This is a genomic window from uncultured Proteiniphilum sp. (genome assembly GCF_937873925.1).
In the GTDB taxonomy this organism is placed as follows: Bacteria; Bacteroidota; Bacteroidia; order Bacteroidales; family Dysgonomonadaceae; genus Proteiniphilum.
Genome location: NZ_CALNAT010000143.1, coordinates 20,919 through 40,183, shown reverse-complemented (window position 1 = coordinate 40,183; position 19,265 = coordinate 20,919). Strand labels below are relative to the sequence as shown.

The 19,265-nt window shown below is 44.0% G+C and carries 12 protein-coding genes; 6 read left to right on the top strand and 6 right to left on the bottom strand.

What is annotated here, in order from left to right; translation table 11 throughout:
* Positions 1 to 151: 151 nt before the first annotated feature.
* The 6 genes from Q0502_RS09520 to rhaB form a co-directional block, all read right to left on the bottom strand.
* Positions 152 to 1,921, bottom strand: coding sequence for an alpha-L-rhamnosidase C-terminal domain-containing protein (locus Q0502_RS09520; protein WP_298649953.1), 1,770 nt, complete (start codon positions 1,919 to 1,921; stop codon positions 152 to 154).
* A 211-nt stretch (positions 1,922 to 2,132) separates the two neighbouring features.
* Entirely contained in the window at positions 2,133 to 4,373 is a 2,241-nt protein-coding gene (locus Q0502_RS09515) for an alpha-L-rhamnosidase C-terminal domain-containing protein (RefSeq protein ID WP_298649950.1), read from the bottom strand.
* Between the two features lie 57 nt (positions 4,374 to 4,430).
* Positions 4,431 to 5,342, bottom strand: coding sequence for an AraC family transcriptional regulator (locus Q0502_RS09510; RefSeq protein ID WP_298649948.1), 912 nt, complete (start codon positions 5,340 to 5,342; stop codon positions 4,431 to 4,433).
* 226 nt (positions 5,343 to 5,568) lie between these two features.
* The gene (rhaT, locus tag Q0502_RS09505) at positions 5,569 to 6,597 is read right to left on the bottom strand and encodes an L-rhamnose/proton symporter RhaT (RefSeq protein WP_298649945.1); all 1,029 of its coding nucleotides are present in this window, start codon (positions 6,595 to 6,597) and stop codon (positions 5,569 to 5,571) included.
* Between the two features lie 3 nt (positions 6,598 to 6,600).
* Positions 6,601 to 7,866, bottom strand: coding sequence for an L-rhamnose isomerase (locus Q0502_RS09500; RefSeq protein ID WP_298649944.1), 1,266 nt, complete (start codon positions 7,864 to 7,866; stop codon positions 6,601 to 6,603).
* A 191-nt stretch (positions 7,867 to 8,057) separates the two neighbouring features.
* Complete coding sequence (gene rhaB / locus Q0502_RS09495) at positions 8,058 to 9,542, bottom strand: rhamnulokinase (protein WP_298649943.1); 1,485 nt, start codon at positions 9,540 to 9,542, stop codon at positions 8,058 to 8,060.
* 451 nt (positions 9,543 to 9,993) lie between these two features.
* On the opposite strand from rhaB, the gene Q0502_RS09490 reads away from it, so the two are divergent.
* The 6 genes from Q0502_RS09490 to Q0502_RS09470 all read left to right on the top strand — a co-directional run bounded on the left by Q0502_RS09490 (position 9,994) and on the right by Q0502_RS09470 (position 19,226).
* Entirely contained in the window at positions 9,994 to 11,154 is a 1,161-nt protein-coding gene (locus Q0502_RS09490; protein WP_298649941.1) for a DNA-binding transcriptional regulator, read from the top strand.
* Between the two features lie 504 nt (positions 11,155 to 11,658).
* Positions 11,659 to 13,989: a SusC/RagA family TonB-linked outer membrane protein gene (locus tag Q0502_RS09485; RefSeq protein ID WP_366521785.1), complete on the top strand. Its 2,331-nt coding sequence runs from the start codon at positions 11,659 to 11,661 to the stop codon at positions 13,987 to 13,989.
* Entirely contained in the window at positions 13,913 to 14,821 is a 909-nt protein-coding gene (locus tag Q0502_RS19015; protein WP_366521784.1) for a hypothetical protein, read from the top strand. The genes Q0502_RS09485 and Q0502_RS19015 overlap by 77 nt, the downstream gene beginning before the upstream one ends.
* Before the next feature lie 12 nt (positions 14,822 to 14,833).
* The gene (locus Q0502_RS09480) at positions 14,834 to 16,732 is read left to right on the top strand and encodes a RagB/SusD family nutrient uptake outer membrane protein (RefSeq protein WP_298649939.1); all 1,899 of its coding nucleotides are present in this window, start codon (positions 14,834 to 14,836) and stop codon (positions 16,730 to 16,732) included.
* A 34-nt stretch (positions 16,733 to 16,766) separates the two neighbouring features.
* Positions 16,767 to 17,930: a DUF5000 domain-containing lipoprotein gene (locus tag Q0502_RS09475; RefSeq protein WP_298649937.1), complete on the top strand. Its 1,164-nt coding sequence runs from the start codon at positions 16,767 to 16,769 to the stop codon at positions 17,928 to 17,930.
* A 27-nt stretch (positions 17,931 to 17,957) separates the two neighbouring features.
* On the top strand, positions 17,958 to 19,226 hold the full coding sequence (locus Q0502_RS09470; RefSeq protein WP_298649935.1) for a DUF4998 domain-containing protein: 1,269 nt from the start codon (positions 17,958 to 17,960) through the stop codon (positions 19,224 to 19,226).
* The last annotated feature ends 39 nt before the right edge of the window (positions 19,227 to 19,265 follow it).

Genomic DNA, 19,265 nt, shown 5'->3' with positions numbered 1-19,265 from the left:
AACACATTTTTCACTTTTTGTTATTATAATAACTGCAAATATAAAATCATTATAATTGCCCATCACTGTGAAAATTGATATTATAACTTCACAAAAAGATATTTTGTGTTAAAATAGTCGTACGAGAATTTAACGGGCGTATGGTTCTTTATCATTTTACCACCCGTATTCCTTTCGGTGCCTTGATCTCGCTTTTTATGGTTCCGTCGGCCTGTTTGGTATGCTTTACATAAATTTCCCCGTCAGGGGTAGGAAAGGTGCCTTCGGCAAATTTCAAATCACCCAGGTTGGGACGTATTTGAACCGTTTTGACTCCGGGCTCGAGCACTTGAATCCCCAGGACATGTGCCGTCAGCCACGATGTGGGGCCGGATGCCCACCCATGGCAAAGGCTGGCCCTAAGGCCGATATAGCAGTGGTCACCCCCGTCGGCGTGGATATTGAACTGGGAAGGGTCGGGCAAATGGTCGATCCGGGTAGCATTCAATCGTTCTTCGTAATTGAAATTCTCCCAGAAAGTGGTGGCGCCCAAATCGAGCATCGCTCCCCAATAATCGGAGATAATATCCATCGCTTCCCGGTATTTACCGTCTTTCGCCAATGCTTCCAGCATGTAATAGCCGTAGAAGGTCGCGAAATCATTGGCCCCGTCCCTGAGTATAACCTGCGAAGCCTGGCCGGCAGGTACCATATCGGCCAACGCGAGCAGCGCGGCAGCCTGTTTATTATCATGCATTGCGGGCGTATGTTTGCGCAATGAACGAAGTGCATTGGCACAGGTCTTTTTCAGCTGTTCGTCGTTTGTCCATCCGGCAATATCTGTTCCGGCCTGTATCGCCATGACCATCAACGATTGGAGTCCCGAGTGGGTCACGTTCGGGCTCTCCGAAGTAGGCCAGTCCAGGAAACGTCCTCCGTCGAGTTGCTCGTTGCCGTTCGACCCTATTTTCGAGATAACCTGATGGATCAAGGCAGACAGGTAAGATTGCTGTTCTTTCAGGTAGTCCAGATCTCCCTGATACAGATAAAGATCGCGATGTGCAATTATCCACCATAAGGAATAGGAGGAGATCCCGTTCATCCATCCGGGGAGGGGAGTGGTATCCCTTCCGAAATCGAGACTTTTTTTCACCACCTCGTGTTCGCCGAATACGGTATTTATCGTCATGATTTCGGGATGTATGTCACCCAACCATACCAGCCGGTCCCTTTTTATTCCGTCCCATAAATATTCCTGCATATTCAGATGAACGGTATATGCTCCCGTTTCCCATATCTCGTTCAATCGTTCGTTATCGCATTTGAATGAACCCAGGTAAGGAATATCCCTGTACCGGAAGATCGCTCTTGCCGATCTTATGGGCAGTTCAACACCTTTATCCAGCAGATCTATCCGCACAAACCGGAATCCGGAGTTACCCACCTCTACGGTCCCCAGCCAGGGAAGTTCCAACGTGTAATCTCGCAAAGAGTGATCGTTGGTGGCCGAGCTCATGCCGGGGACAGTATTGTCTATGCAGTCGCTCATGGCTTCCGAAACGGATTCACCTAAACGGATACGGATTTTTACGGGTTTTTTCTCACCTCTTATGGCGGCAGCTATTTCTATTCCCCCATATAGTTCTTTTCCGAAATCCAGCAGAACGGAGGCCTGTACATCATCGTCCGATCGTAGTATGCACATGCCTTCTCCGCTGGTAGACAACTGTCCGTCGAATTTTGTTAAAAGCACCTCCGTATTCTTCACCTGATTGTTTTTATTATCCGATTGCCAGATAATTTTCACAGGCGTAACATATGCCCGGGTAATTTCATCTTTGGTCAGATTATTCTCGAAATTCTTATCTAACGCGTTTTTTTGCGCCGGAACGTTTTCCACGAAAAGAGCAAGAAGCAATATAAATAATAGACAGGATTTCATTTGATTATTGTTTTAATATTTTATAATGATTTTATTATCAGAATTTTATACTGATATTTTGTGTGGTTTGAATGACTGATTATTCCTTACCATAGTATCGGAATTAAACAAGTGCAGGCGTCATTTTCTATAAATATGTTATCGTTCGACCGTGAAATTCCATTACATTAGGCGTTTTCTCGCTATGATATATCCCGAACAAGTTCGGTCTCTATTCATTTAGCTTAACGAAAACGTTCCATATCCCTGAACCGATATCCTCAATTACTGAAAAATTTCCCTCCCGTTTGTGTTTTACCGGCTGGCCATTTACGTGTAGGATCTGTTTTCCGGAATAGAAAGGGAGATACAAATCTGCGGTCGTGTTGGCCGGAATATTGACCTCGAGCCGGAACGAGTGGCCCGGATTGTTGGTAAAGCTTACGGACACATCACCCCGGATGGTGGGATGTTTTATTTCGGCTGATTCCAGCGGTCCCGGCTGCGGCTTGATCCTGATCTTCCGGAATCCCGGTTCCAACGGCTCGATTCCCATCAATTTCCGTGGAATCAGGTTAGCCGGCGCGGTACCCCAGGCATGATTCCAGTCCTGATTGGGTTTATACTTGTTGTCCCATGCTTCCATCGTAATGGTGGAGCCGGCACGGATCATATTGTACCAACTCCTTTCGCCGGTGGAGGTAAGCAGTTGCAGCCCGTATCCGGCATCGCCCCCATCGTACAGGCCATCAAGGAGGAACTGCGCGCCGTATACACTGCAAGCCATTCCCCGCGAGCGGATGAACTTCAACACGCCGTCGATCCGGTTTTGCGGCACTAATCCGAAAGCAAGCGGAAACATATTGGCGTGAAGCGACGCGTGATCCGTCCCGATGCCGTCGATATAAACGCCTCTTTTTTTATCGAAAAGATGCTTATTAAAAGATTGTCTCAACGTGACGGCGCGTTCGTCATAAAACATCTTGTCCTCCGTTTTACCCAACACCCCCGCAATTTGCGCCATCAATGTCAGCGCCCTGTAATGGAAGGCATTGACCACCGTGTTTATGTCGGTAAAGACAAATCCGTCGGTCTCACCTCCTTCTTCCTTCTCCAATCCGAGAATACCGGTATGGGGCCAATCGACAATATCCCGCAACTGCCCGTTGAAATGGACAGATTGGAGCACTTCCGGCGTCATCTTGCCCGTCCGCGTACTGATGAATCCTTTTTCATCGGAGAGGGCCGTCAGGGTTTTTGCTTTCAGGTCTTCGTAAAAATACGTTAACGAAAGTTTGTTGCCGGTGTACATATAATCTTCCCATGCCATGAGGACGGATTGCATTATCCATTCGGTCGGCCAGGTCGGTCGGCCGATCAGGTATTCATGTGTATACCGTGCCATGCTGTAGTCGCCCGCCACGCAATAATGCGACAACTGGTTGATCAGCGCGTCCGCTTCGTAAGGAATTCTCTCCCGGTCCCCGTCAATATATACGCCGGCGAAGGAGGTGGCTTTTATGGAATATTTGCTGATATCCCAAACCCGGTTTAATAGAGTGTCGGCACTATGGAAGTAAGAGTCCAGATCGTTAAACGGATAAAAAGCCGTCTCCCGTATCAGATCTTTTTCCTGTACCGGATGCCGGTAATTTTCGATTTCGCAATAGCGGAAAGGGATCACTTCACCGATGTATTCCGGCATCCGAACAGCCTGCGGACCGGTATTCCTGGTATCGGGACGAACAGTGACCACATAGGTTTTCCATCCTTTTTCAAGCCCTATTTTGTAGAGTGAATAGCGGACAGATCCCCCCGGAGAGCGGTTGACACCACCGTTTTTTTCTGCTTCGCCCAAATGGATGGTCACACTGTCCATCCCATTGTCGGAATAGAGATTCATCCGTATTCTGCCGAACGATGCTTTCCCAAAGTCGGCAAAATAGCGCATCTCGTCCATCCGGTCTATTTTTACGGGATATTCGTCTTGTTTCCGTATCGGGTACCGGTCTGTAGCGTAATCGGTTAAAATCTCAGATGTTTTAAAAGCCGAGAGTTCGGAAAAACCTGATTCTTCACCATGATGATCCCATGTTTTCACTTTCCAGAAGTAAACCTTTCCCGGTTCAAGTGGTTCGCCGTTGTAAGGAATATTGACGGAACAACTTTCTTCCACTTTTCCGGAATCCCACAGGTCGGCCGAATCTTTCAGCAGAAAGTCCCTCCCCGATGCGACTAATAACCGATAGGCTGTTTGCAGGGTGTTTTTCCTCCCGGAAGGTAGCATCCATCCGAAAAAAGGTTTACGGGTGCTTATCTCGGTAAACTGGAAATTCTCCCTTTGTGAAACGGCATTTTCTATCGGTGTTACTGCAGGATAACCATTGACATAAACCTGTCCGGTCTGTGATAACAGATTTACGGCTAATCCGTAGGGAAGGGATCGATCCTGTGCACCGGCGGCAGTAAACAAATATAAATTTATAATCGTTAATAACGCTGTTTTTTTGATATACATGAAAGGATGAGATTAGGTATTATTGTTATATTTAACCCTTCCTAAATTTCTGTATTCCAAAGGGGTAGACCCGACTCTTTTCTTGAAGAACGACAAGAAATATTCATAGGAACTGAAATTCAATTCGTAAGAAATCTCTTTTATTGAATAATTGGTTTCCGCCAATAACTCCTTGGCTTTTCTTAATTTTAATTCCTGAAAGTATTGTGCCGGAGCGTAACCGGTGTATTCCTTAAAAGCTTTTCTGAACAGAGAATAGCTGATCCCCAGATTGGTAGCGATACTTTTGATATCGATATTTTTATGGATGTTTTCAATCATGATGACCTTTGCCTGTTCGATTTTCTGGGCGGATTCCCTGGATTCGAAGTTTCTGTTCTGCGCCAGCGATAGAATCGAACCTAAGATATTAAAAGTAATTCCGGCCAGATTTTGCTGGGCAGCCGTTTTGTCCTCTTTTGCAATTTTAATAGCCGTAGAGAACAGATTAACAAGATCTTCATTTACACCCACATCGAGGATCTGATTCTCGGAAGATATAAAGCCGTTCGCCACAATATCGTCGATGATCTTTCCTTCAAAACCGATGTAATATTCGTTCCACCCGCTCTCTTTGAGCGGACAGTAAGTATGCCATTGTCCGGGAAAAAGGAATATAACCTGTCCTTTGGCAATGTTCGTTCTTTTCGTGGAATCGGATGAAAAGGACCCTTTCCCTTTACTGATATATACGATCTGATATTCAGATAAAACGCGGCCGGTATTCGGGGTGAAATAGTAGCTTTTGGGATGCTCCGTGGACGGATAAACCGCATCAGGAGCTATAGGCTGAAAGCCGACGGTATTTACCGTCAATCCGAATTTTTTATCCTTTTCATTGACCAACAGATATTTAAAATCGATGCCGAAATCATTGAATCTCATATCCTTTCTGTTTAGATTTGCATTTCTTTCTTTCAAATAGTAAATTTACACAAATAAACCGAATTCTATTCCCGACACATTCAAAAGATCCAGAGGGATCTATCTATCGTGTCAATTTGCAAATATTGTCAGATCCAGAGTATGATTCCCAACAACCGTTCCGGGTAATTTTCTGTCGAATCGATATGAACGAGACGTCTATTGTGATGAAAATACGCCGACAGGCTTAAAACAGATTGGGGATCACCAAAGAAAATATCAACACCGTCATACCGATGATCAGGAAAGCGACCGCCTTTTTTCCTGCGCCTTTCCACTCTTTCAGGATAATACCCCATACATTGCTGAAAACCACATTCAGCGACATCAGGATGCTCCATGAAAATGCCATCATCACACTGCCGGGTTCAAAAAAGCTTTGCCCCATACCCAGCCCGAAGAACTGGGAATACCAGAGAAGCCCCGCCAGCGCACAGAACAGAAGATTATTTACCAAAACCGTTTTTGATGAGCGTTTTATTTCTCCGCCGGTTTTATTCTTCCGGTTCATATAGAGACAATACACGAGATTGGTTACAAATCCGCCGAGGGTGACTAATAATGTGACCGGATTCTGTGCAAACAACTCTTTTGCTCCCGCTGCAATGGCCGCTTCCTTTACCGGTATCCCGGCACTCAGCCCCAGACTGAAACAGGCACTCATTACACCGGCAAACAAGGCGATAAGGAGGCCCTTTTTCAGTGCAAAATCTTTGATCGCTTTCTTCCGCTCTTCCTCGGTCATATTTTTTGAACGCAGGCTACCTGCATAACCCACCAATGCAATACCCACCAACGTAATGGCAACTGCCAGCAACAGAATCAACCCCTTTGGCGTGAAAAGATCCGTGCCTGTAAGCATTGCCGGGATAAGTGTCCCGAAAGCGGCACAGGTTCCCAGAGCTACTGATTGTCCGAGCGCAATACCCAGATAACGCATACTCAACCCGAAAGTCAAGCCCCCGACTCCCCAAAGCACCCCGTAGCCAATGGCCTGCCACGTGGCAGATGAGTTGGACGTATATATCTCAATCAGTTCGGGAAGCGAACTTGACATGAATGCCCCCAGAAGGGGGAAGAGCAGCCATGCGAAAACCCCCTGCATCAGCCAGAAGTTTTCCCACGACCACTCCTTTATCTTATTGATGGGGACGTATGAGCTCGATTGGCCCATACTTCCCACAGCAATAATAAGTAAACCCAAGATTGTACTCATCGTTTAGCCTCTTTTAGATGTTATCTGATCTTCATACTCCTGGATCTCTTTAATATATGCATCGTTTACAGGTACTTCCTGTTGCAGGCAATAATAATTGTAAACGGCGTTCCAGGGCATCGACTTCAATTCTTCCAAATAAGCTAACCGTTCGAAATTTTTATTCTGAATCTCGAATTCCCTTAATTTCTGGGTTGGCTCAAGAAGCGCCTGCAGCATGGCTTTCTGCGTAGAACGGATTCCCACTACGTAGGCTCCCAGGCGATTGAGGGAGGCGTCGAAATAGTCGAGTCCGACGTGAACACGGTCAGCATGTCCCGAGCGAATGATTTCCTGCGATAAAGCCAGCAATTCGTCGCTTAGGATCACCACATGGTCGCTGTCCCAGCGTTCCGGACGGCTTACATGCAGATTGATCTCAGGAACGAAGAGCAGCATGGAAGAGATCTTATCGGATATCACTTCGGTCGGGTGGAAATGCCCGGCATCCAATGTCAGCATCATATTGTTACTGACTGTGTAGCCCATATAAAATTCATGTGATCCCACCACATAACTCTCACTTCCAATACCGAACAATTTGCATTCTATGCAATCCTTCAGGTAATCCGTACTGATCTTCTCTTCCAATACCTCATCCAACGACTCCTTGAGCAGTTTTCTATGCTCGTAACGGGATACAGTTCTATCTTTCTCCCCATCCGGGACCCAGATATTATGAATACAGGGATCTCCTTGTTGACGACCAATTTCCGCCGCTATTCTCCTGCACTGTCGCAGATGAGCTTTCCAGAATTTTCGGATTGCAGGGTCAAAATCCGAAAGTGTATATCCGCTATTCGATTTTTCATGTGAAAAGAAGGTAGAGTTGAAATCCAGTTTCACGCCGACCTTTTTCGCCCAATCGATCCACGATTGAAAATGCTTCGGTTCGATCTGATCACGGTCGACGAATTCACCGCCAAAATCGCCGTAGATGGCATGCAGGCTTATTCTGTGTGTGCCGGGGACCAACGTGACCGCCTTCTCTAAATCGTTCCGCAACTCTTCGATGGTTCTGGCTTTCCCCGGATAATTCCCGGTAGCCTGAATACCGCCCGTCAGTTCTCCGTCGGGATTTTCAAACCCCGATACATCGTCTGCCTGCCAGCAATGAATGGAGATAGACAGATTGTTCAACTTCTCAAGAGCCTGGTCAACATTTACTCCCAGGGATGCATATTGCGCTTTTGCATCTTCATACGCTTTTTTAATTTGTTCTTCCTTCATACGATTTTCTATTAATATAATGTGTATCTCTTTTTAGAATCAAGACTTTTAGAGCAGGAGCCAAGACGATTTGGCGATTAGTAGATTTATGGATTTACTGATTTGTTGATTAAGTAATTTTTAAATCGTTACATCATCAAATTATCCCATTTTCTCTTGCTCGTTTTCATGATTATATAATTGTTGTATGTCTATAGATCTTTGTAAACATTCAGGTAGTCGTTATAATGACTGTCCCATTGTGAGATATTTTCAGGCTCGAATATTTCGAGATTGATGGAATTCCGCACAATTTGGCGGATCTCTTTTTTGCTGTCGACTATGCCCGCCGCTTTTGCCTGCAGTAAAATATTTCCAATCGCTGTGGCTTCTGACGGACCCGCAAGCACCGGCTTGCCGATAGCGTTGGCCGTAAAGTAGTTAAGCAGTTTGTTTTGGGCTCCCCCGCCAATGATATGTAACGTGTTAATAGGAAATGTGGCCAGTTGTTGCAGATTTGCCAATACCTGTCTGTAACGGAAAGCGAGGCTTTCGTAAATGCATCGGGCTGTTTCTCCCATCGTTTGGGGGATATATTGGTTTGTTTCTTTACAATATGTCTGAATGGCCGTGGTCATAGAGCGGGGAGCTGCGAAGCAGGGTGAATCAGGGTTGATGAAGCATTGGAAAGGGGCTGACTGTTTTGCTGCAATCACTATTTCTTCATAAGTGAGAGGTTGCTTATTTTCCCATTCCTTTTTGCATTGTTCGATCAACCACATACCGCAGATATTTTTCAGCAGGCGGATGGATCCGTCGGCGCCCCCTTCGTTGGTGAAATTAAGTGCGAAAGTTTCGTCGTTGATGACGGGGTTTTCCGATTCGATGCCCATCAGCGACCATGTTCCCGAGCTCAGGTAAGCGAAATTTTCATCTTCCGCCGGAGTGGCCAGGACGGCCGAGGCCGTATCGTGGCCGGCTACGGCAATCACGGGCAGGTCCTGCAAGCCGGTCAGACGCTGTACGGAAGGGGATATGTTCCCTATCTCATTTCCTGCGAATACGAGAGGGGCGAAATGATTCCCGGTAAGTTTTACCGCTTCGAGCAACGACTTGTCGAACTCTTTTGAATAGGGGTTTATCATTTGGGAGGTGGAAGCAATGGTATATTCCGTCACCATCTTTCCGGTCAGCAGGTAGGACAGGGCGTCCGGCATGAAGAGTACCTTATCTATTACGGGATAAATAGATGAGTCTTCTCTCCGTTGAGTATCAAGTTGAAACAGTGTATTGAAGTTCATGATCTGGATACCCGTTCTTTGATATACTTCTTCCTTTGAAATTCCCATGAAAAAACGTTCCGGCGCGCCAAACGTGTGGGAATCCCGGTAGCTGTAAGGCATGCGTAACGGTTCTCCATCCTTCCCGAAACATACAAAATCCACTCCCCATGTATCAATACCAATAGAAGTAATATGCAAACGGTTGGAACTGACCTCCTGTAGCGATGCTATGATCTGATCATACAAATGGAACAGGTCCCAATATAAACGACCGTTCACTTCGATGATCGGATTGGAAAACCGTTTGATTTCATTTAATTCCAACCGGTCATTTTTTATAGTTCCAAGAATAGCTCTGCCACTGCTGGCTCCTAAATCGATTGCTAAGAATGACACTAAATTATCTATACTCATGATGGGGTTAAATACTGTTTTTTAAAGATTGTCTGCAAACTTACAGGATAAATTGTATATATGTAATGAAATAAATGATTTTGTGACTGTGTTTTTTGATATTGATTCAGTATGTTGTAACCGGAGAGTTTTCCGGGAAAACGGTTATTTTTCCGAATATCAGGGAAGGATGAAATATTTAACTCTTTCTTTAAGTGTGGAGTATATAAATTTTATTTAATTTTACCGCGATTTAAAACTTTGCGGATAATAATTCCTGGATATTTTGGCTATTTTGAGTCTGTTGAGGCCTAACGGAGGATGATTATCTAAAAAACAATGATTTGTTATTTTTCAAATGAATCATTCATGGCTGATCGGTTATTAGCAGAAATGTACTCTCTGCAGTGGACAACTTAGTTATTTGATATGTATATGTTAAGTAGAAGTATCTTACTATCAGAAAAACAAAATGATAAAAATATTAGTGCTTATTGATTACGCCACAGAATTTAGTCGCCGGTTTTTAACCGGCCTGATTCGCTATTCCAATGAGAAAGGACCTTGGGATTTTTACCGTTTGCCGACCTACTATAAAACGTTATTTGGAGAAAACGGAATTCTTGAACGCATCAAAGAGTGGCAAATCGATGCAGTATTGGCGCAATGGGAATATGAAGAAGTCGGTTTTTTGGAGAAACTCGATATTCCTGTATTTCTTCAAAGTTATAAAAAAGAGAGCGGACGTTTTTCCAAGATTTCAGGTGATTTTAAAGGTACGGGAAGTATGGCCGCCCAATTTTTTACCAAAAGAAGGTTTAAAAATTTTGCTTTTTACGGAAATAAGGATTTTTTCTGGTCGAAAGAAAGAGCGGAAGGATTTCGTCGTGAAGTGGAGAAATTCGGTGGGAACTATTATTATTTCGAATCGGAGGTGTTTCATGGAACGGAATGGAGTGGAAGCCATATCGATCTGGATAACTGGTTGCTTTCATTACCCAAACCCGTTGGATTGCTTGCTTGCGATGATAATTTTGCCCTACAGGTATCAGAAATGTGCAAAATTAATAATATAGATATTCCGAATGAATTGTCTCTGATTGGAGTCGATAATGATGAATTGATCTGTAATCTCTCGTATCCTTCTATCTCTTCCATCATCACCAATGATGAACAGGGAGGCTATGATACCGGAAAAATGCTTCATTACCAGATAATGAATAAAAGGAACGTTCCCTTTAATATCAATATAGATCCTATTCGTATAGAGTTGCGGAAATCCACAGAGAAATATAACATATCAGATAGTTATGTATTAAAGACGGTCGATTATATAGAAAAGAATATCACCTCCTCCTTATCCGTTGATAGATTGATCGAGGTGGTGCCTCTCTCCCGTAGAGGGCTTGAGATAAAATTCAGGGAAGTTATGGAGATATCTCTTTATCAATTCATATTAGATAAGAAAATGGATTATGTCAGCGACTTATTATTGAACACCAATAAAGATTTGTTAGATATCGCCATAGAGACAGGGTTTAATGATGTAAGAAGTGTTTATAGAATTTTTAAGAAAATTAAAGGCTATACCCCGATAGAGTTCCGTAAAAGATTTTCAAAAACAGATAGTTGATAATTCCGAAAAATAATGCTTTATTCTAATACCTGTATAGAGGTAAAGAATATTGTTTTTATTATAAAAAGCGGAATATACGGAATTTTACTGTTTCCTGCCATTGATTATTCTTTATTATTCATTAATTCGTATATAATATACGCAAAATATCAGTTGTTTTACGCTATTTGTCTAAATCTACATAATCAAGACACTTTATCTTTGTCATATCTTAATCTCTAAATAAAGTGAAATCCGTTAGATTAGTAATTTCTATTTGCCATTTACGAGTAATACACAAGTAGCACTTAAGCGGATCACAAAATAATAAATAAATGAGATATTTTAAGAGAAGGGAGAAATGAAAAAATATTTGAAAAAGGCGCTTAAGATCCAGGAGTTGTTCTTTCAAAAGGTAGTTAATATAGATTATAGAAAAATGGGGTTACTGTCGAGAGCTTAAAAACTTAATCAAATGATAATTAATTAATAATGAAAAACAAAAAAACAAAAAACAAATTTTTGTTGAAATTGAATAAAGGGATTTTTATCTCTTTGTTCATAGGAATTTCAATTTGTAGCCTAAGTACTGGTGTACGAGCAGAACAAACGTCGGCTGCTGAGATTCAACAGCAGAGTAAAGGCAAACTGACCGGCAGGGTTATCGATAAAGAGAGTGAACCCTTACCCGGCGTTACGATTATTATAAGCGGCAGTACGAGAGGGGTTATTACCGACGAAAACGGTCGTTTTGAGATGGAAGACATCGAAATAGGAAGTATTTTGATCGCTAGTTTTCTGGGAATGCAGGACAAAGAATTTCAATTTTTGGGACAGGAAGATTTGACCATAGTGTTGGAAGAACAGGTAAGCGAGTTGGACGAAGTCGTAATAGTTGCGTTCGGCACGCAAAAGAAGGAAAGCGTGATATCCTCCATCTCAGCAGTCAAACCAGCCGACCTGAAGATCCCCAGCAGCAACCTCACCACCGCTTTGGCAGGACGTATTGCAGGTGTAATCTCTTACCAGCAGAGCGGAGAACCGGGGCTGGATAATGCCGATTTTTTTGTGCGTGGCGTTACCACTTTCGGATATGCCGCTTCACCGCTGATTCTGATTAACGGGGTAGAGATGTCGTCGTCGGATTTAGCACGTTTGCAGGTGGACGATATTGCCAGTTTTTCCATCATGAAAGATGCAACAGCCGCAGCGCTGTACGGCGCAAGAGGTGCCAATGGAGTTATATTAGTGACTACTAAAGAAGGGAAAGAGGGGAAAGCGAGCGTTTCGGTACGTTACGAAACATCTGCCTCGTCGCCGACACGAAACATTGAGTTAGCAGATCCTGTCACCTATATGCAACTGTACAACGAGGCGGTGACCACAAGAAATCCACTGAGGGTTCAGCCCTATTTACCGGAAAAAATTGACAATACCATTGCAGGCACCAATCCATATGTGTATCCTGCAGTAGACTGGTACAAGATGTTATTCAAGAATCAGGCCGTAAACCAGCGGTTGAATTTCAACGTGAGCGGTGGTGGAAAGGTAGCCCGTTATTATGTGGCGGCCACATACACCGACGATAAAGGTGTTTTAAATGTTGATGGACGGAACAATTTCAACAACAATATCAACCTGAAACGATATCTGATTCATTCCAACATTAACATCAATCTAACGAATACTACCGAAGCGATCATAAGGACGCATTCCACTTTTGATAATTACACGGGGCCAATTGATGGAGGTACAGGTTTGTACAACAAGATAATGCGATCCAATCCTGTATTATTTCCACCTTATTTCCCTTCCGATGAGACGTATCCGTACCCTTCCAACCGTATTCTATTCGGTAATGCCGGTATCACGGGAAACTACATTAACCCTTACGCCGACATGGTAAAGGGCTATAAGACTTACAATGCGTCTACCGTACTGGCCCAGTTTGAGTTGAAGCAAAATCTTGATTTTATCCTGAAAGGACTGAAAATCCGTGCCATGTACAACGAGACGCGAAATATCTACAGCGACGTCAACAGAAGCTACCGTCCATTTTATTACTCGGTTGGAAGTTATGACAAATACTCTAATACTTATATGCTTACTGAATTGAACCAGACTACAGGGACCGATTATCTGGATTATAGCGAGGGACCTAAAACAGTTGAATCCTCTCATTACGCAGAGGCTGCCATCAATTACGATCAGATATTTGGCGAAAAGCACGCTATTAGTGGCATGCTGGTGGGAACACTTCGAAACAAGCAACTCTCGAACGCCGGTTCGGTGCAGCTATCCCTGCCATACCGGAACGTAGGAGTGTCAGGACGTGCGACATATGCTTATGATAACCGCTATTTTCTGGAAGCTAATTTTGGATACAATGGCTCCGAACGATTTGATGCCGGTCACAGATTTGGTTTTTTCCCATCCCTCGGTATCGGATACTTAATTTCAAACGAACCATTCTATACCGAACAGTTGAAAAAGATCATGCCCATGTTTAAATTTAAGGCTACCTATGGTTTAGTGGGTAATGATAATATTGGCGATCCCGAAAGCCGTTTCTACTTTTTATCCCAAGTAAATATGAATGCCGGCACTACCCGGAGATTCGGTACCGATTTCGGTTACACCAACGACAGAATTCTCATACAGAGATATGCCAATCCATTCATATCTTGGGAAGTGGCAAAAAAAACCAATATTGGATTAGAGGTCAACTTACTCGATGCCATTGATATAAATGTGGATCTCTTTAAGGAATATATTAATGTCCCGTTCGTTTATTCCTCAGACGATGGGGCTTACAGGAGCCGAAGTACCGCAAGCCAATCTAGGAGAAGCTGAAGGGCAGGGGGTAGATTTCTCTATAGATTACCACCAGTCATTTAACAAAGATTTGTGGATGATCAGTAGGGTCAACTTCACATATGCCACCAGTAAATACGTGAAGTACGAAGAGCCGGATTATACAGAAACTCCCTGGTTGTCGCATGTAGGCCAGAAATTAAGTCAGCCATGGGGTTACGTTGCCGAGCGACTGTTCGTGGATGAATACGAAGTAGAGAACTCACCCTACCAGGGTTCTGCAACGGTAATGGCTGGTGACATCAAGTATCGCGACATCAATGGTGATGGGCAAATAACCACTCTTGACCAAGTGCCAATCGGTTATCCCACCACCCCTGAAATCATATATGGATTTGGGGTGTCTGCAGGGTGGAAGTCGTTCGATGTATCCTGTTTTTTTCAGGGATTGGCAAGGAGATCGTTTTTTCTAAGAACAACCTCCAGTGCGACACAGTACTCTACTATGCCATTTCAGAATCAGACGCAGTTGTTGAAGGCGTACGCTGACGACCACTGGTCGGAATACAACCGCAATCTCTATGCTTTGTTTCCCCGGCTTGACAGCGAGGAAAATGTAAATAACCGTATGCAAAGTACATGGTGGATGCGGGACGGCTCCTTCCTTCGCCTCAAAGCTCTTGAATTGGGATATACCATGCCCGCGAGTCTAACCGGAAAAATTAACCTGGAAAAAGTACGGGTATATGCCAGCGGAACAAATCTATTGACGTTCAGCAAATTCAAACTTTGGGATCCTGAAATGGGCGGCAACGGGATGGGGTATCCTATTCAAAAAGTAATTAATGCAGGTATTCAAGTATCTTTTTAAAATTCAGCCATCATGAAAAAGTATATTTTTATCATCATTTTAATAATCGTGTCGTCGTGGTCGTGCAACGATTTTATGGACGTTATTCCCGATAACATTGCCACGATTGACAATATTTTCGGTGATCGGACACAGGCCGAGAAATATCTCTTTACCTGCTATTATCCCCTCCCTCCATTTTCCACGAATAATGATCCTGGAATGGTTTGCGGGGATGTCGTAGCGCATCGTTTGGATGTAAACAATTATGCGCAACCGGGTTATAACCTGATGCTACGAGGAAACAATGTATCCAGTCCCATATTCAATTATTGGGGAACAGGATATGCCGGAATACGTTTTTGCAATACATTTCTAGAAAACATTGACCGTGTACCGGGTATGGACAGCTTTGAAAAAGCTCGGTGGGTAGCAGAGGTAAAAGTTCTCAAGGCCTTTTATCATTTCTGGCTGCTTCAAATGTATGGGCCAATACCAATTATACGGGAAAACCTTCCAATAGATGCCACACCGGAGGAAGTGGCAGTATACCGCGATCCTGTGGACGATGTGGTGGATTATATCGTACAGTTAATTGACGAAGCACTTCCCGATCTCCCCCTCTGGATAGAAAACGAGGTGTCGGAGTTAGGACGGATTACCCAACCGGTTGCATTAACCATCAAGGCGAAGGTACTGGTCACTGTAGCCAGTCCTCTTTTCAACGGCAATACGGCTTACGCGCAATTCAAAGACAACCGCGGAGTGACGCTGTTCAATCAGGACACTTCCGAAGAAGCCAAACGCCGGAAATGGGAAAAGGCAGCTATTGCTTGTAAAAGAGCCATTGACACTTGCTTAATGGCAGGGCATGAATTGTATGAGTTTTCCACTTTGACCACGATATCCGAAGACACCAGAAAAGTGGTTCAATCTTCCCAAATCGTCACAGACAAATGGAATAAGGAACAAATCTGGGGTGGCGAAATGCTGCCGTTTGGAGCAAATAATCGGTCCCTTCAGGCAGTCATTATACCTCCTTTGGACGCCAACCACATAGTTCCCTACGTGTTTCTTCACCCCACCTTAAAAATGGCGGAAATGTTTTACACCAAAAACGGCGTTCCCATTGACGAGGATAAGGAATATGGTTATGAAGACAGGTATACCCTGCAAGGGGTGGAGTCGGATGATACGTATCATAGATATTTTATGCAGCCAAATCGTACAACCGTTCAACTGCATTATAACCGCGAATCCCGCTTTTATGGAAGTCTCGGCGTGGACGGTGGATGGTGGTTTGGCTTGGGCAGGAATACCGACGATACACAATGGCCGTTGAATGTCAAATTCGGACAAGGAGTTGTAGGAGCTGACAGGTGCACCCTTACCGGATATTACATAAAAAAACTGTCCAGTTATTTATCGGCATACAGTGGTCAGACTTTCGTACAGAATATATACAGTTGGCCCATCTTCAGGATGGCCGACCTTTATCTGCTTTATGCCGAAGCGTTAAACGAATCAATCGCTACTGAAGTTATTCCTGACAATTCAGAGGTATATTACTGGGTAGACCAAGTTCGGGCACGAGCTGGACTAAACGGGGTGAAGGATTCATGGGATAATTATTCAAAACAGCCCGACAAGTACAAAACCAAAACAGGAATGCGTGGCATTATTCATCGGGAAAGAAGCATCGAGTTAATGTTTGAGGGACAGCGCTTCTGGGATTTGCGCAGATGGGGATTAGCCATTGAAAATTTTCGACAACCTATACAGGGATGGAACGTAGTGGGAGCCTCGGATGGTGAATTTTACACCGTACGGAATCTTGATTATTACAATTATTCCCTCAGGGATATTTTGTGGCCTATTCAAGAATCGGAAATACAGAAGAACCCGAACCTGGTACAGAATCCAGGATGGTAAGTGGTGAATTAAGAATTGAAAAACTGATAAGAACATGAAAAGAAATAAGAATATTATTTTTTTAACATACATGCTTATTTTGCTGTATGCCTGTAATGATGATGAGCGGGGACAATATCCAATAGATAGTGTAGCTCCAGCGAAAGTGGCCTCTGCATGGGTAGAAAAAAATACTCCCGGAGGAGCTGTTATCGGTTACAACATCCCGGAGGAAGAAGATGCGCTATACGTGAAAGCCAATTATACGTTAGATGACGGAACTTCGATGGAATTAAAATCCTCCATTTACATCAACAGGATTACCATCGAGGGCATCGGACGCTCTCGGGAGGTACCGGTGGTATTGATGGTGGTCGATCGCAGTCAAAACGAGTCAGAACCGGTAACGGTTATTGCCAATCCTTTGGATTCACCTATCTACGAGATCGCCAATTCATTGAATGTGCAGGAGGATTTCGGCGGGATCAGATTAACATGGGACAACCCAGGACAAGTACCCATTGTTATTGACGTTTTCAAGTCCGACGAAGATGAGCAAATGGTAGATCGATTTTATTCCGGTACGCGAGAAGGTAAAGTAAATGTGCGCGGACAGGAGTCTATAGAAACAACTTTCTCCGTCACTATCCATGACCGTTGGGGAAACACCACCGCCCCGATGTCGGGACGCTATACCCCAATCTTCGAAGAAGAAATCGATAAATCCAAATTTCGCAGGTGGAATCCGCCCGGGTTACCATATGCTGCCCAGGCCTCGTGGCCCATAGAAGCGGCGTGGGATAACCTGCTTAGCGCACCAGGGTTTGCCGGGACAGTCCCCTATTTTACCTTTGACATGGGGCAGGTTGCAAAAATATCCCGCTTCAAGATTCACAACAGGTCCGAGCAAACTTTGTGCTATAACCATGCCATGCTCAGGCTATTCGAAGTATGGGGTTCCGCTACTCCTAATGTAACTGACAGTTTTGACGATTGGCAGCTTTTGGGATATTTCGAAGTTACCAAACCTTCTGGCCTGCCTTTAGGGCAGCTAACAACTGAAGATGTTCAATACGCCGCCATAGACGGAATTGATTTTGAAGTTGAGGATTCTCCATATATCAGGTATCTCCGGTTCCGTTCAATAGAAACATGGGGTTTAAACGCTGGGATTCAGTTTATGGAACTGACGTTTTGGGGTTCTGCACAAGAAGAATAATGGAGTAATTTATAAAAATATATCAGAATGAAAATATATAATTGTTTTTTGTGTAGTTTGCTATTGGTAGTGGCGTTGCTGTCATGCTCAAAAATGAACGATCTGCATGATCAATATCTGGAAAATGGTGAGATCATTTATACGATGAAGGTGGATTCCGTAAAAGTGTTTTCCGGGAAAAACCGTGTTATGCTGCGTTATTACACCACAAGTCCCAACGCAAAAAAACTGTTGGTGTATTGGAATCTTAGAACCGAATCACATGTGTTTGATATCCCAGATAATAAAAACGCCGAAGACCCAGTGGATGTGTATATAGAAAATCTGGATGAGGGTCCGGTCTACTTCGAACTATTCACCTCAAAAGAGAATATGCAGAATAGATCCGTGCCCTACAACATGGAAGGTTTTGTATATGGGAGCATATATCAACAATCGTTGATAAACAGGGGAGTTGACGCCATTGTCCGCGTTCCCGGCCAACCCGTAATAATCACTTGGAACACAGCCGACTCCAAAGCCACCAGCTGCATAGTCAAATATACGAACCAATCCGGCGCTACCGCTTATCAAACCGTACCCGTAAACGAGTTTAGAACGGTCATTCCCGATGTATCCGAAAATGCCGAAACCATAGAATACCAAACCACGTATCTGCCCGATCTGGATGCCATCGACGTTTTCTCTTCCGATTTCAGTCAAGTCAGTATTGGAGAAATAAAAGAACAGCAACTCGACAAATCCAAATTTCTCAGGTGGAATCCGCCTGGAATAGCATACAGTGGCCAAACGAATTGGCACATAGAAGGTCTTTGGGATAATACATGGGCGCCGACTCCCGGCGCCTTGGGATATGCTAACGCCGGCTCCGCGACGGATATGATTACTTTCGACATGGGACAGGTTGCAAAAATATCCCGCTTCAAAATGCATTTCAGAGACGCTAACACTTTGGTATGGTGGCATTACATGCTCAAAAGGTTTGAAGTATATGGTTCTGCAACCCCGGATGTAAATGCCGATCTCAGCACCTGGCAATACTTGGGAACTTTCGAAACTGTAAAACTTTCCGGATCGCAACGGAATCCGCCGAATCATTTTACGGCTGAAGATAAAGAATATGCCGCCTACACGGGGATAGATTTCAGTGTAACCGATGACGCTCCGTACGTCCGATATATCCTCATTCACGCGGAAGAAATATGGGGTGTGCCGGGTGTGCCGGGTGCGCAAAACACAGTAGGGATAGGAATCCAGTTGATGGAACTGACGCTTTGGGGGTATCCGGAATATTAATGCGAATCTAATGTTGAATTTGATAAATTGAGTTACGGT

Bases quoted from the DNA above. Each gene is read 5' to 3' on its own strand.
- Q0502_RS09520 (WP_298649953.1), bottom strand. From the start codon at position 1,921: ATGAAATCCTGTCTATTATTTATATTGCTTCTTGCTCTTTTCGTGGAA.
- Q0502_RS09510 (WP_298649948.1), bottom strand. From the start codon at position 5,342: ATGAGATTCAATGATTTCGGCATCGATTTTAAATATCTGTTGGTCAAT.
- rhaT (WP_298649945.1), bottom strand. From the start codon at position 6,597: ATGAGTACAATCTTGGGTTTACTTATTATTGCTGTGGGAAGTATGGGC.
- Q0502_RS09500 (WP_298649944.1), bottom strand. From the start codon at position 7,866: ATGAAGGAAGAACAAATTAAAAAAGCGTATGAAGATGCAAAAGCGCAA.
- rhaB (WP_298649943.1), bottom strand. From the start codon at position 9,542: ATGAGTATAGATAATTTAGTGTCATTCTTAGCAATCGATTTAGGAGCC.
- Q0502_RS09490 (WP_298649941.1), top strand. From the start codon at position 9,994: ATGATAAAAATATTAGTGCTTATTGATTACGCCACAGAATTTAGTCGC.
- Q0502_RS19015 (WP_366521784.1), top strand. From the start codon at position 13,913: ATGTCCCGTTCGTTTATTCCTCAGACGATGGGGCTTACAGGAGCCGAA.
- Q0502_RS09480 (WP_298649939.1), top strand. From the start codon at position 14,834: ATGAAAAAGTATATTTTTATCATCATTTTAATAATCGTGTCGTCGTGG.
- Q0502_RS09475 (WP_298649937.1), top strand. From the start codon at position 16,767: ATGAAAAGAAATAAGAATATTATTTTTTTAACATACATGCTTATTTTG.
- Q0502_RS09470 (WP_298649935.1), top strand. From the start codon at position 17,958: ATGAAAATATATAATTGTTTTTTGTGTAGTTTGCTATTGGTAGTGGCG.